The 14,041-nt window shown below is 43.2% G+C and carries 11 protein-coding genes; all 11 read left to right on the plus strand.

Features of this window, described 5'->3' with window-relative positions; genetic code table 11:
- Positions 1 to 75: 75 nt before the first annotated feature.
- A complete protein-coding gene (locus tag R4Z09_RS05520) occupies positions 76 to 2,151 on the plus strand; it encodes a (Fe-S)-binding protein (protein ID WP_338451342.1) in 2,076 nt (691 codons plus the stop codon).
- 23 nt (positions 2,152 to 2,174) lie between these two features.
- On the plus strand, positions 2,175 to 3,941 hold the full coding sequence (locus tag R4Z09_RS05525) for a thiamine pyrophosphate-requiring protein (RefSeq protein ID WP_338451343.1): 1,767 nt from the start codon (positions 2,175 to 2,177) through the stop codon (positions 3,939 to 3,941).
- A 103-nt stretch (positions 3,942 to 4,044) separates the two neighbouring features.
- The gene (locus tag R4Z09_RS05530) at positions 4,045 to 5,064 is read left to right on the plus strand and encodes a tripartite tricarboxylate transporter substrate binding protein (RefSeq protein WP_338451344.1); all 1,020 of its coding nucleotides are present in this window, start codon (positions 4,045 to 4,047) and stop codon (positions 5,062 to 5,064) included.
- Between the two features lie 91 nt (positions 5,065 to 5,155).
- The gene (locus R4Z09_RS05535; RefSeq protein ID WP_338451345.1) at positions 5,156 to 5,608 is read left to right on the plus strand and encodes a tripartite tricarboxylate transporter TctB family protein; all 453 of its coding nucleotides are present in this window, start codon (positions 5,156 to 5,158) and stop codon (positions 5,606 to 5,608) included.
- Between the two features lie 12 nt (positions 5,609 to 5,620).
- Positions 5,621 to 7,126 carry a tripartite tricarboxylate transporter permease gene (locus R4Z09_RS05540; protein WP_338451346.1) on the plus strand — a complete coding sequence of 502 codons (1,506 nt, stop codon included), beginning with the start codon at positions 5,621 to 5,623 and terminating at the stop codon, positions 7,124 to 7,126.
- 44 nt (positions 7,127 to 7,170) lie between these two features.
- Entirely contained in the window at positions 7,171 to 8,613 is a 1,443-nt protein-coding gene (locus R4Z09_RS05545; protein ID WP_338451347.1) for an aldehyde dehydrogenase family protein, read from the plus strand.
- Positions 8,614 to 8,700: 87 nt separating this feature from the next.
- The gene (locus tag R4Z09_RS05550) at positions 8,701 to 9,882 is read left to right on the plus strand and encodes an MFS transporter (RefSeq protein ID WP_338451348.1); all 1,182 of its coding nucleotides are present in this window, start codon (positions 8,701 to 8,703) and stop codon (positions 9,880 to 9,882) included.
- A gap of 166 nt (positions 9,883 to 10,048) precedes the next feature.
- A complete protein-coding gene (locus tag R4Z09_RS05555; protein ID WP_338451349.1) occupies positions 10,049 to 10,816 on the plus strand; it encodes an electron transfer flavoprotein subunit beta/FixA family protein in 768 nt (255 codons plus the stop codon).
- Between the two features lie 40 nt (positions 10,817 to 10,856).
- Complete coding sequence (locus R4Z09_RS05560) at positions 10,857 to 11,828, plus strand: electron transfer flavoprotein subunit alpha/FixB family protein (RefSeq protein WP_338451350.1); 972 nt, start codon at positions 10,857 to 10,859, stop codon at positions 11,826 to 11,828.
- Positions 11,829 to 11,853: 25 nt separating this feature from the next.
- A complete protein-coding gene (locus R4Z09_RS05565; protein WP_338451351.1) occupies positions 11,854 to 13,047 on the plus strand; it encodes a CoA transferase in 1,194 nt (397 codons plus the stop codon).
- Positions 13,048 to 13,058: 11 nt separating this feature from the next.
- A complete protein-coding gene (locus R4Z09_RS05570) occupies positions 13,059 to 14,027 on the plus strand; it encodes a hydroxymethylglutaryl-CoA lyase (RefSeq protein ID WP_338451352.1) in 969 nt (322 codons plus the stop codon).
- Positions 14,028 to 14,041: the final 14 nt, after the last annotated feature.

Below are 14,041 nucleotides of genomic sequence, written 5' to 3' on the forward strand. Positions count from 1 at the left end.
CATTCAATCCAAAGTGTAAAGCGTACGGATGGTGGTAGCTTCAGATATAAATAAAGTAAGAAAGGAAGTGGATTAGTGCTTGTATATTTGAATTTTGCAGCTGTACTAGCTGTTACAGGATACGCGTTGTATTTATTTTTCCAAATCGTATACAGTCGATATTTGTTTGTGAAGCTCGGAAAGAAACCTGAGTTTGAATTGAATCTTAAAGAACGATTGAATAGCGTAATAATCAATGGGTTTGGTCAAAGAAAATTGTTTAAAGACAAAAAAAGTGGTCTGATGCATTTTATTTTGTTCTATGGTTTTTTCATCATTCAAATAGGGCTTATCGAAATCATCATTAAGGGATTTATCATTGGATACGAATTTCCATTAGGTGCTGTACACAAATATTTCAGTCTGATGCAGGAGTGGACAACCTTCCTCATGCTGTGCGGTGTAGTTTATGCTTTTTACCGTCGATATGTTGAAAAACTAAAGCGTTTGCAGTTAAGAAGAGATGTCAAAGCGGCTGTCGTCTACATTGCACTTACCACGCTGACTGTTTCCATACTGCTGACGCTTGGGTTTGAAAAAGTGATGCTCGGGCATGAACCGAATTTCATCTTTGCTCCATTCTCTGGAGTGGTTGCTGCAGTATTCTCCGGCATTGGCACAACAGCAGGAACGGTATTGTTCTTCGTCTTTTGGTGGGTACACCTGTTAACAGTGTTATCATTCATGGTGTTTGTCCCTCAGTCGAAGCAAGCGCATGAGCTATTCGCGTTGTTTAACTTGTTTTTCAAGAAGGTAGGACCTGTTGGGAGATTGAAGAAAATTGATTTCGAGGATGAAGAGGCTGAAGAATTTGGTGTTGGGAAAATTGAAAACTTCACCCAGCAGCAGCTGATTGACCTATACGCCTGCGCCGAATGTGGACGATGTACAAATATGTGTCCTGCCTCAGGGACAGGCAAGTCTCTTTCTCCAATGGAACTGATCTTAAAAATGCGAAACCACCTGACAGAAAAGGGAGCATCGATCACATCACGTACGCCATGGATGCCGGCCTTTGCCTTTAAGGATGCAAGAGCGAATCAATTGGCACTGCAAGGGGGAATGGATGCAAATTCAGAGGTGGCAGCAGCCGTAGAAATGCCAAACTTAATCGGGGATGTCATCACGGAAAATGAATTATGGGCTTGTACAACCTGTCGAAATTGTGAAGATCAATGTCCGGTAATGAATGAACATGTGGACAAAATTATCGATATGCGACGATTTTTGGTCATGACGCAAGGGGAAATTCCTGCGGAAGCTACACGTTACTTCCAGAATATTGAAAGGCAAGGAAATCCTTGGGGTACGAACCGCAATGAACGTATCAAATGGCGGGAAGGCATGGAGGATATCATCAAGACCGTTGATGAAACCCCTGAATTCGATGTTTTATTCTGGGTTGGTTCGATGGGCTCGTTCGACATGCGCAGCCAGAGGATTGCCCGCTCCTTTGCTCGTTTGATGCACAAGGCTGGGGTTAAATTTGCGATTCTAGGCAATGAAGAGAAAAACTCTGGTGATACATCACGCAGGATGGGGAACGAGTACCTATTCCAGGAGTTATGTACTCAAAACATTGAGACGTTCCAGAAGTACGGCGTGCGCAAAATTGTGACGACCGATCCCCACGCATTTAACACCTTTAAAAATGAGTACCCGGAATTTGGGCTGGAAGCGGAAGTTGTCCACCATACCCAACTTCTGGCTGACCTGCTAAAGGAAGGTAAGCTCAAGCCAACTAAGAAGGTTGAAGAGAAAGTTGCCTATCATGATTCATGTTATATTGGACGCTACAATGATATCTATGAATCACCAAGGGATATCCTTCGTGCCATTCCGGGAATTGAACTGCTCGAGATAGAACGAAATCGTCAAAATGCGCTCTGCTGCGGTGCTGGCGGAGGTAGGATGTGGATGGAAGAACGCGAAGGGACGCGGGTGAATATAGCCCGGACAGAAATGGCGCTTCAGGTAAATCCAACGGTTATCGGCAGCAATTGCCCATATTGTTTAACGATGCTTTCCGATGGTACAAAGGCTAAGGAAGTCGAGGAGCAGGTGCAGACACTGGATATTGCCGAAATTATTGAAAAGTCGGTGGAATTTTAAAAAATAACAAAGGAGTTAAATTTATGAACGATGTACAAAAGTTAGACAGGTATACAGCGACAGACACTTTGTTAGACAGGTATACGGCGGCAGATGCTTTGATGGAAGCGCTGCAGGAAGTCGGTATTTCCTACCTTTTTTGCAATCTAGGCAGCGATCATCCTTCGATGATCGAGGCCTTGGCTAAGGCCAAAGTGGAAGGAAAGGAACTCCCTAAGGCCATTATTTGTCCTCATGAAAGTGTCGCTTTATCCGCAGCTCAAGGGTATGCGATGCTGTCTGGCCAAGCACAAGGCGTGATTATTCATACGGATGTGGGGACGCAAAATTTAGGAGGGGCTATTCATAATGCCTTCCGAGCTCGTGTTCCGGTATTCATTTTCGCTGGAGAAACACCGTTCACTATGGACGGAGAGCTTTCTGGCACCCGTAATTCTTATGTCAATTTCCTGCAAAATGTATACGATCAGCGTGGAATCCTGCGGTCCTATGTCAAATGGGAATCTGATATCCGTACGGGAAAGAACGTGAAACAGCTCATTTACCGTGCGATGCAGATGGCTCAAAGTGATCCGGCCGGACCGGTTTATTTGACCGGAGCGAGAGAGGTTCTAGAGGAGAATGTTGAAAAACTACCGGATACATGGGGGAAATGGGCGTCAATTGAGCAGACCTCCATACCCAAATGGGGGATTGAAGAAATTGTAAGTGCTTTATTGGAAGCCAAAGATCCATTGTTGATTACTACTTATTTAGGGAGGAAAACGAAAGCAGTTTCTGAATTAACTGAATTTTGCGAAAAAATAGCAATACCTGTAGTGGAGCAAATCCCTTCCTACGTCAATTTTCCGAGGGAGCACCCTTTGCATTTGGGGTTTGATCCAAATCCATTGATTCCCGAAGCGGATGTCATAATCGCTATTGATACAGATGTCCCTTGGGTTTCAACTCAAGTACAACCAAAGGATGATTGTAAAGTTTTCTTTATCGATTTAGATCCAATTAAGGAAGAAATCCCATTGTGGCACATTCCTGCCATGAAAAATTATCGTGCAGATGCCTATGCGTCCTTAAATCAATTAAATGAAGAACTTGCCCAGAGGAATATTGATGAGGAACAAGTCCGGGACCGTTATCATCGTTTAGCCAAACAACATGAGGAGCAGCGTGAGGCTTGGAGGCAGGAGGAACAGGTGGAAGGCGATACGATTACGCCGCAATGGCTGACAGCTTGTTTGCGAAACGTGGTGGACGAAGAGACCATCATATTAGATGAAACAATCACGAATACAATGACAGTTGCCAAGCATTTACCGCGCTCCAAGGAAGGAACCATGTTTGGAAGCGGGGGTACATCCTTGGGGTGGAATGGCGGCGCAGCCGTTGGTATCAAGCTTGCTGATCCATCGAAAACGGTTGTTACCTTAACTGGTGATGGTTCCTACTTATTCAGCGTTCCATCATCCGTTCATTGGATGTCGCGCAGATATCAAGCTCCATTCTTAACGGTTATTTACAACAATGAAGGCTGGAATGCTACAAAGATGAATCTATTAAAGCGCTATCCGGATGGTATGGCCAAGCAAACGGACAGTTACTGGGTGAATTTTGATCAATCTGCTGATCTAGCAAAAATTGCTGAAGCTGCAGGTGGGGCATACGCCAGGATGGTGACAGATCCAAGGGAGTTACCTGAAGTATTGCAGCAAGCAATGAAAGAAGTGAAAAACGGGAAATCTGCTGTGGTGGATGTCCGCATTGGAAAAATTTCGGATCAGAAAGATTATTAATCAGTCATTCTAAGAGTTTTATTTTATTGGGAGGTGATGACTAGTTAAACATGTGTTTGTTGTAATAGCTGTGAAATTAATTAATTAGGGGGAAAGTTGGAAAATGAAAAAATTCATTATACTTTTTATGTCAGTATTACTTATTGTACTGGCAGGTTGTTCTCAATCTTCACAATCAACAGGATCAAAGGAAGCTACAGCAGCCAATAATGAAAAACAGTCCAAAATTGAGTATCCGACAAGGCCGATTGAAGTAATCGTACCGTTTGCTGCGGGTGGCTCCACAGACATTGGTGCCAGAATTCTAGAAAAATACCTTCCTAAATATTTGCCTGGTGCCCAGCTAGTGATTGTGAATAAACCAGGTGGCGCAGGATCGATTGCGATCACGGATTTGTTTAACTCCAAGCCTGATGGATATACCCTTGCGATGTCTACACACCGTGCGATTTCCATGCAGCCATTGTATGGGAATGTGAAATACTCCCATGACAGTTTTCAACCCATCGCAAAAGTATTCGGCAACCAGCAAATCATGATTGTGAAAGCAGATGCTCCTTGGAAAACGTTTGAAGAATGGCTTGATTATGTGAAGAAAAATCCTGGTAAATTTTCATACGGAGTAGCTGGGGGACTTGGATCAGGTGCTCATATACCGGTGGCAGAATTGGAAAAGCAGGCAGGCTTTGAGGCAAAGGCAGTATCATTTGAAGGCACGCCTCCAGCCATCACAGCAGTTTTAGGCGGTCATGTTCAGGGGGCCATGGTACAACCGAGCGATGCAAAGTCGCTAATTGAATCTGGCGAGCTCCGCGCATTATTTAATGTTGCAAGTGTACCTGTTCCTTATTTTCCAGATATTCCTCTGTTGAAGGATAAAGGCTTTGATGTTGCAATTGACAGCAATACGTCGCTGTTCGCACCGAAGGGTGTGCCAGAAGAAATTGTTACGAAGCTGGAAGAAGCACTTAAGAAAACAATGGAAGACCCTGAAGTATTAGCAGAATTCGAGAAAGCCTCTCTACAGACAAATTATGGTGGTCCAGAGGCTGTCCAAAAAGAGGTTGATGCAGAGAATGTAAGATTTGGAAAAATGTTAAAAGAACTAGGTTTAATCAAATAAACCTTGTCAATGAAACATAATTGGGTATTCAGGTTGATTCCTGAATGCCCACCATTTTCGATTTGTTTGTGGAAGGGGATGAATTTCTATCATGAGTAAATACAGGTCAGGAATTTGGGCTGGGGCAGTCATATTCCTTCTAGCTCTTTTCTTATTTGTACTGTCCTTGCAATATAACTATTCCGGTGTTCTTGGACCTGGGCCGGGCTTTTTTCCTACTTGGTTGAGCGGTATCCTGATGGCCCTCTCGATTTGGTATATCTATGAAAGCGTGAAAGGGAAAAATGCAAGCAGTGAGTCGTGGCCAACAGGACATTCTCTAAAACATATTTTGTTTATCATTATCAGTTTGGTCCTTTTCATCATTCTCTTTACTTTTTTCGGATTCCTAATTGCTGGATTTATCTTTCTAGCTATTTTGTTCTACAAAGAGTATAGATGGTACACCACCATATTAATGTCAGGCGGAATAACAGTATTCATATACTGGTTGTTTAATTCGATATTAAAGGTGTACTTACCATTAAGTGGGATTCTATTTTAGGAGGACAGTTAAATGGATTCATTCTTTTTGCTTATGCAGGGATTTGAAACGGCACTGACTTGGTCGAATCTTCTCTACTGCCTTATTGGTGTAATGCTTGGGATGGTCATCGGCGTACTCCCTGGTCTTGGTCCCGTGTCTGGAACCGCTTTGCTAATTCCCATTACTTTCGGGATGGAGCCAGTCTCTGCTATTATTATGCTTTCCGGAATCTTCTACGGATCGATGTATGGAGGAACAATTACTTCTGTATTAGTGAATGTACCAGGTGAGGCAGCATCGGTCATTACATGTATTGACGGGTACGAAATGACGAAGAAGGGGCGTGCGGGTGCGGCCCTTGGGGTGTCTGCCATTGGTTCGTTTATCGGTGGGGTTGTTGCTGTAACAGCGCTTACATTTGTAGGTCCTGCATTGTCTAAATTTGCGTTGAAATTTGGTCCTCCGGAATTCTTTGCCATAATGCTGCTTGGCATGCTGATGATCGTGGCATTGATGGGAAAGTCTTTGGTCAGGGGATTGATTGCTGCTGTCCTCGGTTTATTGCTGGCCATGGTAGGACAAGACATGGTCACTGGAGAATTCCGTTTCACATTTGGCTCCATAGAGTTGATGGATGGGATTGATTTTGCGGTCATGGCCATGGGTCTGTTTGGTATTTCCGAAATTTTGCTTAATGCTGAAAATCCAGCAAAAGTTACCAAACCAGAAAAGGTCAAAGGTCTTCTTCCTAAGAGGGAAGAATGGGGTCCAACGCTTAAATCCGTCGGAAGGGGAACAGGCATTGGAATGCTTCTAGGAGTCATCCCAGGTGCAAACTCAATTATCGCTTCAACATTTTCCTATATTTTGGAAAAAAAGGTTGCGAAGGATCCATCTCGCTTTGGTAAAGGAGCAATTGAAGGGGTAGCTGGACCTGAAACGGCGAATAACGCTCACAGCGGTGCTGCCTTAATTCCTCTATTTTCATTAGGTCTGCCTAGCTCGCCGACCATGGCAGTTATTTTAGGGGCGTTTATTATGCACGGATTAACGCCAGGGCCAGCCCTGTTTACGAAAAATCCGGACTTTGTTTGGGGCTTGATTGCCAGTATGTTTATTGGGAATGTTTTATTGCTGATCATGAACATGCCTTTAGTTGGTATGTGGGCCAAAATTGCGATGATACCGTATAAATTATTGTTTCCGATTATCCTGATGGTCATTTTAGTTGGAACTTACAGTCTAAATGGCAGCCTTTGGGATGTTGGGTTAATGCTGATTTTTGGGGTACTTGGTTATATTCTGAAAAAGTTGGATATTCCGATGTCCGCGATGATTGTAACCTTTATATTGGGATCACAATTGGAGACCTCTATGCTGCAATCCTTATCAATTTCAACAGATGGTTTTCTTATCTTTTTTACGGAGCCAATTTCAGCTGTTATCATGAGCATTGCCTTCATTATATTTGCCGTTAGCATCTATAGCGGAGTGAAAAATAAGCGTGGGAATTTGGCAGACGATGTTGAAATGTAACATAGGAGTGAATGAATGAAATGGACATAACGAGGTGAATGCACATGAAGATTAACTTGTTTATAAACAATGAAGACGTGACAACAGAGCATTATGATGAAGTGAGGGACCCAGGCAGATTAAGAGAAATAGTAGGCTATATCGCCAAAGGGGATGCAAGCCATATTGATCAAGCTGTGCAGGCTGCACACCGGGCCTTCCGCTCCTGGCGTCAAACTTCACTTGAAGAAAGAACTTCAATTCTTTTAAAATCTGCTGAGGAAATTGAGAGAATTGCGTCCTCCATAGCAAATACTACGGCTAAAGAAAACGGTATCCTGTTTAGCAGAACTATTGATGAAATCAAGTTAGGATTAATAGATTTGAGAAATATAGCTGACTTGGCTCCTTCAGCTCTTCAAAAGCGGATTATAGAGGATGAAAGTGGTTGGGTTAGCGTTGTGAAAAGACCGATGGGTGTGGTTGCTTGTATCGTCCCTTGGAATGCCCCGATTATTCTAACCTTACAAAAAATAACACCTATTCTTCTTGCAGGCAATACCATTGTTGTTAAGCCGTCTCCAACTGCATCGATGGGGGTTGTCACTTTATTAACAACGATGGCAAAATTCTTCCCTCCGGGCGTGATTAATGTTGTTCTTGGCGGAGGTGAGGTAGGCAGTGCTTTAACCTCTCATCCACTCGTTCGTAAAATTTCGTTTACCGGTGGGGGGAATACTGCAGTGGCGATTATGAAATCTGCCGCTGAAACACTCAAAGGGGTTCACTTTGAATTAGGGGGTAACGATCCGGCTATTGTACTTGACGATGCAGATCTGAATGAAGTCGTTCCCAAAATCGTCGAAGGAGCCTTCCGAAGAACAGGTCAATTCTGCTTTGCGATTAAGCGCGTTTACATCCCCTCTGATATGTATGATGAGTTTTATGAGAAGGCTTGCATATTGACAGACTCCTATAAAATTGGTCATCAATTGAATGAAGAGGCTACAATGGGTCCAATTAATAACCAACTTCAATATCAAAGGATAAGTGAACTAATTGAAAGACTTGAGCATAGCGGGGCCAATTTAGTCAAGTTAGGAAAGGTGCTGGAACCCGAAAATTGGAATAATGGATACTATCTTCAGCCAGTTATCGTACGGGATGTCGATCCTAACGCAGAGATTGTTACATGCGAACAATTTGGTCCGGTGCTTCCTCTAATTCCATATCATACGGAAGAAGAGGTGATTCATATGGCTAATAATTCAGAATTCGGTTTGGGCTCTTCCATATGGTCTTCGGATTTTGATCGTGCATTGGGCGTTGCAAACCAAATAGAAGCGGGTATGACCTTCATTAATGGTCATGGGCAGACACATTTAGGTTCAAAATACATTCCGTTTGGCGGGATCAAGCAAAGTGGAATCGGAAGAGAAAAGTCCATCGAGGTTTTCGATGAATTTATTGAATATCACGGGATTAATTACCATAAGAAAAAATCATGATTATTGTATAAAAAAAGCTCTCCACATTTGGAGAGTCCTTTTTTATTTATTATCTATTTTATGCACTTTATCTTGGCGGTGAATCTATTGAATTACTTCATTATTATTCTAATGAATACCATCCTTATCACAACAATTACGGGTATCAAGCCTGTTGTTTCTTTATACTCCTACTCTTTAGGGCTTTCCCCTCAAGAAATCAGCATGATTATTGCCAGTTCTGCTATCTGTCCGGCCCTTTTGGCCTTACATATTGGCAAATGGGTTGATCATATAGGAACACGTCCCATTGTTGTCATTGGGAATATCATGTATTTGATTTCCTTATTGTTAAGTGTCATGTTCCCATCCTTTGTCATCTTTTTAATCCAGCTAGCTATGGTCGGTATTGCCTCAACTTGCCTGATGCTCGCCTTGCAAAAGAGAATTGGCAGCTTAGGAGGCGACATCGATCGGGCGGTAGCCAACTACAGTCTGTTTGGCTCTCTTGGGGCAATGATTGGTCCCATTATGAGTTCCTTTCTGTATGATTACTACGGGTATCATATCTGTATCTTTTTTAATATGTTGCTCATTGCCATCGCTTTGTGCAGCGAGGTGGGGATGAGGAATTTAGATGAAGAGAACATACAAAAAACGGTTGAAAACCAAAAAGCAGATTTGCAGAGCAGCGAATCGATTTGGACCCTTATGCAAACCCGTGACATAAGGAATGCGATTATTATTGGCGGATTGATCTTTTCCTATCGAGAGCTGTTTAGCGTCTACTTTCCTTTGCTTGCTGACAATATGGGCATCAGTCCTACAATGACAGGAATTCTCCTTTCATTCAGCGGTCTTGCCATGCTTGTTATTCGATTTACCCAAGCGTCTCTCGTTCGCTCTTTTGGCCGCATGAGAATTCTTACATGGTCTCTTTTTGTTACTAGTATTATTTATCTTGTCACTCCTTTTTCCCCTTGGATTGTCATGCTTTTTGTGTTGGTTGGTATTTTAGGAGCCGGTCTAGGTCTTGCGCAGCCGCTTAGCACTGCTGCACTACTGGAAGGAACCTTACCAGAACGTCATGGAGAAGTACTAGGCGTTCAGATGATGATTAATCGTGTCTCCCAATTTGCTATTCCGGTCATCTTTGGCGGACTAGGTGGTTTGCTTGGCGTTTCCGCTATTTTTTGGGGCAGCGGGCTTGTTCTTACGGCCTTTGGATATATAACACGCCCTTTGCCTGTGCATGTTGATAAGCCCAAGAATCAGAGACAGCATTTATAGTTTTTATCATCGAAAAACTCCTGAAAAAAAACATATATAAATCATATGGGAAGACTATTTTATAGATATTAGTAATATGTGTAAAGCTGTGATAAATTTTAAATATACAGATTATTCAAAAATGTTTTTTAAACGAAAAGATAATTTTTACATTCAGGAGGTTCACATGAAAATTTTGGTGCTGCTTAAGCAAACATTTGACACAGAAGAGAAAATTGTACTCTCCAATGGAAAAGTAAGTGAGGACGGAGTCAAGTACGTCATTAATCCTTATGATGAATACGCTGTTGAGGAGGCAGTGGCGATTAAGGAAAAACACGGTGGAGAAGTAACGGTCGTGACGATTGGCCCGTCACGCGCCGAGGCTGCATTGCGTACAGCTTTGGCGATGGGAGCTGATAAAGCAATCATCGTGGATGATGAATCTGTTTTCGGTGATGAATATATGATTTCTAAAGTGTTAGCGACTATTGCAAAAAGAGATACCTATGATTTGATATTAGGCGGATATATGGCGGTTGATGATGGAGCTGCACAGGTTGGACCACGCTTAGCCGAAGAGCTGGGAATCGCGCATATCTCTACCATTACGAAAATGGAAGTGGATGGAAGCCTTGTAAAAGTGGAAAAAGACGTGGAAGGCGATATCGAAATCATTGAAGCAAGCATGCCTGTACTAGTCACTGCACAGCAGGGATTAAATGAACCGCGTTACCCTTCACTACCAGGAATTATGAAGGCAAAGAAGAAACCAATCGAACGGCTTACCGCCGATGACTTAGGTTTAAATATTGAGGAAATTCTTTCGAAGACAGAAGTACTGGAGCAATATTTACCGCAGCAAAAAGCAGCCGGGAAAATCCTTCAAGGAGAACTGCCTGAACAGGTCTCTGAGCTCATAGAAGCGCTTCGCTTTGAAGCAAAAGTCGTGTAATCATATCTGGATAATAAACATTTAAGGAGGAAAGGCATCAATGAGTAAAGATGTGTTAGTTGTAGCAGAAAAACGGAATGGTAGTTTGAGAAACGTATCATTTGAAGCACTTGCCGCTGCCAAGGAAATTGCGGCTGGCGGGAAAGTGACGGCGGTATTATTTGGCCAGGGGGACAACGTAGATGCGGGGCAGCTGGCACAATATGGTGCAGATCAAGTTTACTTGGTTACCAATGAGGAATTGAATGCCTATTCGACGGATGCATTCTCTCAAGCGTTCACAGAAGTATTTCAAATCGTAAACCCGGAGGCCGTACTGCTTGGACATACAGCTTTGGGCCGTGATTTGGCACCAAGAGTAGCTGCTCGTCTGGGACTTGGATTAGTATCTGACTGCACTGCTGTTGAAGTGAATGGTGATGAAGTAGTCTTTGCTCGCCCGATTTACGCAGGGAAAGCGTTCCAAAAGAAAAAAATAACTGACGGAATCATTTTTGCAACGATTCGTTCCAATAATATTGCCAAAGGCGAACCGGATGCAGGGCGTACAGCAAACACGATTGAATATAAAGCAACCATTAAGGATATCCGCACAGTCATTAAAGATGTCGTAAGAAAGACAGCAGGCACCATTGATTTAACAGAGGCTAAAATTATTGTTTCAGGTGGCCGTGGAGTGAAAAGCGCGGAAGGCTTCAACCCGATTAAAGAGTTAGCAGATGTACTGGGAGCGGCAGTTGGTGCATCACGCGCGGCTTGTGATGCAGGCTATTGTGACTACTCGATGCAGGTTGGTCAAACTGGGAAAGTGGTAACACCTGATTTATATATTGCATGCGGCATATCCGGTGCAGTTCAGCATTTGGCTGGGATGTCTAATTCCAAAATTATCGTAGCAATCAATAAGGATCCAGAGGCGCCAATTTTCAAAGTGGCTGATTATGGAATTGTAGGAGACTTATTCGAAGTAGTTCCATTGTTGACAGAAGAGTTCAAGAAAGTTCCAGTATAAAGCAAAAGAGAGAGGAGAAAACAACATGGCTAATATTCTTTCGGGTCTTACAGTCATAGATATTACGCAAAACGTGGCAGGTCCGTTTTGTTCACAAATGTTAGGTGATTTAGGTGCGACGGTCATTAAGATTGAACGTCCGGGACATGGAGATGATACGAGGCACTGGCATCCGCCATTATGGGGAGGAGAATCCTCTACCTTCCTGGCGTTAAATCGTAATAAGAAAAGCCTTTGCGTTGACCTTAATCATCCAGATGGGCAGAAAATTGTTCATGAATTAGTGGAGAAGGCAGACATCTTCATCCATAGCTTAAAGCCAGGAAGTGAAGAGTCTCGCGGGCTCGGCTATGAGACATTATCCGAAATCAATCCTTCTTTAATATACGCGGCAATTAGTGCGTTTGGTGATAAAGGGAAAATGAAAAACAAGCCAGGCTATGACCCGCTTATACAGGCATACAGCGGTATTATGAGCTTGACAGGAAATGAGGGGGATGACCCAGCTCGCGTCGGCGTATCGATTGTAGATATGGCAACAGGTATGTGGTCTTTGATTGGTATACTAAGTGCCCTACATCAACGTAACCAAACCGGAAAAGGCTGCAAAGTAGCAAACAGTCTGTTAGAAACGGGAGTTGCATGGGTAACCTTACAGCTTTCCACGTACATGGCATCGGGAAATCTTCCGAGGAAGATGGGTACGGGAATGGCAACGACGGCACCTTATGAAGCTTTTAGAACAAAAGGGGATCAATGGGCGATTATCGCTGCTGGAAACAATCGACTGTTTAAGAATTTATGTGCGGCTCTTCAAATGCCGGAGCTAGTCGAGGATCCTCGCTTTGAATCCAATTCGGTCAGGGTCCAAAATCGTAAAGAGCTTCACCGAATTATAGAAGAATGTACATTAGGTTATGAAGTAGACGACCTCGTGAACTTAATGGCGGAATACAATGTACCAAGCTGCCCGATCAACACATTGGATCGAGTGCTTCGCGATGAACAAGTAAATGCGCTTGCATTGATTAAACCAGTTGAAGATTTTAGGGTTTCTGATTTTCGAATGGTTGATCTTCCATTCCGAATCAATGAAGAACGAGGCAACCTTCAATCTTTACCTCCGCTGCTAGGAGAGCATACAGATGAAATTCTTAGCTCATTAAATTATCCAAAAGAGACCTTGGAACAGCTCAAGAGCAAGAGCATTATTGGTTAGGAGGTAAGAACATGACATTACCCCAACACGTTGAATTGTATGAGGTAGGACCAAGGGAAGGCTTTCAATCAGAAACAGGCACGATTCCAACGGAGGATAAGATTGCTTTCATTAATGCTCTAAGCCAGACTGGACTCAAAAACATTGAGGCTACATCTTTTGTCAGTCCGAAGTGGGTACCACAAATGGCAGATGCAGAAATGGTGCTAACTAGAATTGAGAGAGTGCCAGGGGTTACTTATCGGGCGGCATATCTGAATTTGAAAGGGCTGGAGCGAGCGCTGGCCAACAATGTTACATTAGACGGAAGTCTAGTTCTATCTGCAAGTGATGCCTTTTCGAAGCGGAATATGAATAAATCGACGAGTGAAATGTTTGCCACACTGCCAGAATGGATTGAGGCCTATAAGAAGGCAGGTATTCCTGTGAAACAGATGGGATTTATGGCTTCCTTTGGCTGCAACTTTGAAGGCTACATCTATTTGGATCATTTGCTGGATATTATGGGCAAGGTCATATCCTTGGCAGAAAGCTATGGAGAAAGGATTCAAAAAGTCAAATTAGCAGATACCATGGGCTGGGCTAACCCAGAACAGATTAAGAGAACAGTTAGTGCCATTCAGGACAAATGGCCGGAACTTAATATACATTTGCATCTGCATGATACACGCGGACTGGGACTTTCGAACGTTTACGCGGCGCTTCAGGAAGGACTATGGGAATTCGATACGGCAGTTGCAGGGCTAGGAGGATGTCCATTCGCTGCAGTGAAAGGGGCACCTGGGAACATTTCTACAGAAGATGTTGCGTTTCTATGCGAACAAATGGGAATTGATACAGGACTTAACCTGGAAGCCTTGGTCGAATGTGCCAAGATGGCTGAACGGATTGTAGGAAGAGAGCTCCCTGGGCATCTATCCAAAGGCGGGGTTTTATCTGGAATTAGGCCAAACTCTTGGATGCAAGTACAAGGAAGTTGAAAAGACTGAATATA

Source organism: Niallia oryzisoli (assembly GCF_036670025.1).
GTDB lineage: Bacteria > Bacillota > Bacilli > Bacillales > Cytobacillaceae > Bacillus_BD > Bacillus_BD oryzisoli.

What these genes read in the sequence shown, in the direction of transcription:
- R4Z09_RS05525 (WP_338451343.1), top strand. Translation starts at nt 2,175, where the DNA reads ATGAACGATGTACAAAAGTTAGACAGGTATACAGCGACAGACACTTTG.
- R4Z09_RS05530 (WP_338451344.1), top strand. Translation starts at nt 4,045, where the DNA reads ATGAAAAAATTCATTATACTTTTTATGTCAGTATTACTTATTGTACTG.
- R4Z09_RS05535 (WP_338451345.1), top strand. Translation starts at nt 5,156, where the DNA reads ATGAGTAAATACAGGTCAGGAATTTGGGCTGGGGCAGTCATATTCCTT.
- R4Z09_RS05540 (WP_338451346.1), top strand. Translation starts at nt 5,621, where the DNA reads ATGGATTCATTCTTTTTGCTTATGCAGGGATTTGAAACGGCACTGACT.
- R4Z09_RS05545 (WP_338451347.1), top strand. Translation starts at nt 7,171, where the DNA reads ATGAAGATTAACTTGTTTATAAACAATGAAGACGTGACAACAGAGCAT.
- R4Z09_RS05555 (WP_338451349.1), top strand. Translation starts at nt 10,049, where the DNA reads ATGAAAATTTTGGTGCTGCTTAAGCAAACATTTGACACAGAAGAGAAA.
- R4Z09_RS05560 (WP_338451350.1), top strand. Translation starts at nt 10,857, where the DNA reads ATGAGTAAAGATGTGTTAGTTGTAGCAGAAAAACGGAATGGTAGTTTG.
- R4Z09_RS05565 (WP_338451351.1), top strand. Translation starts at nt 11,854, where the DNA reads ATGGCTAATATTCTTTCGGGTCTTACAGTCATAGATATTACGCAAAAC.
- R4Z09_RS05570 (WP_338451352.1), top strand. Translation starts at nt 13,059, where the DNA reads ATGACATTACCCCAACACGTTGAATTGTATGAGGTAGGACCAAGGGAA.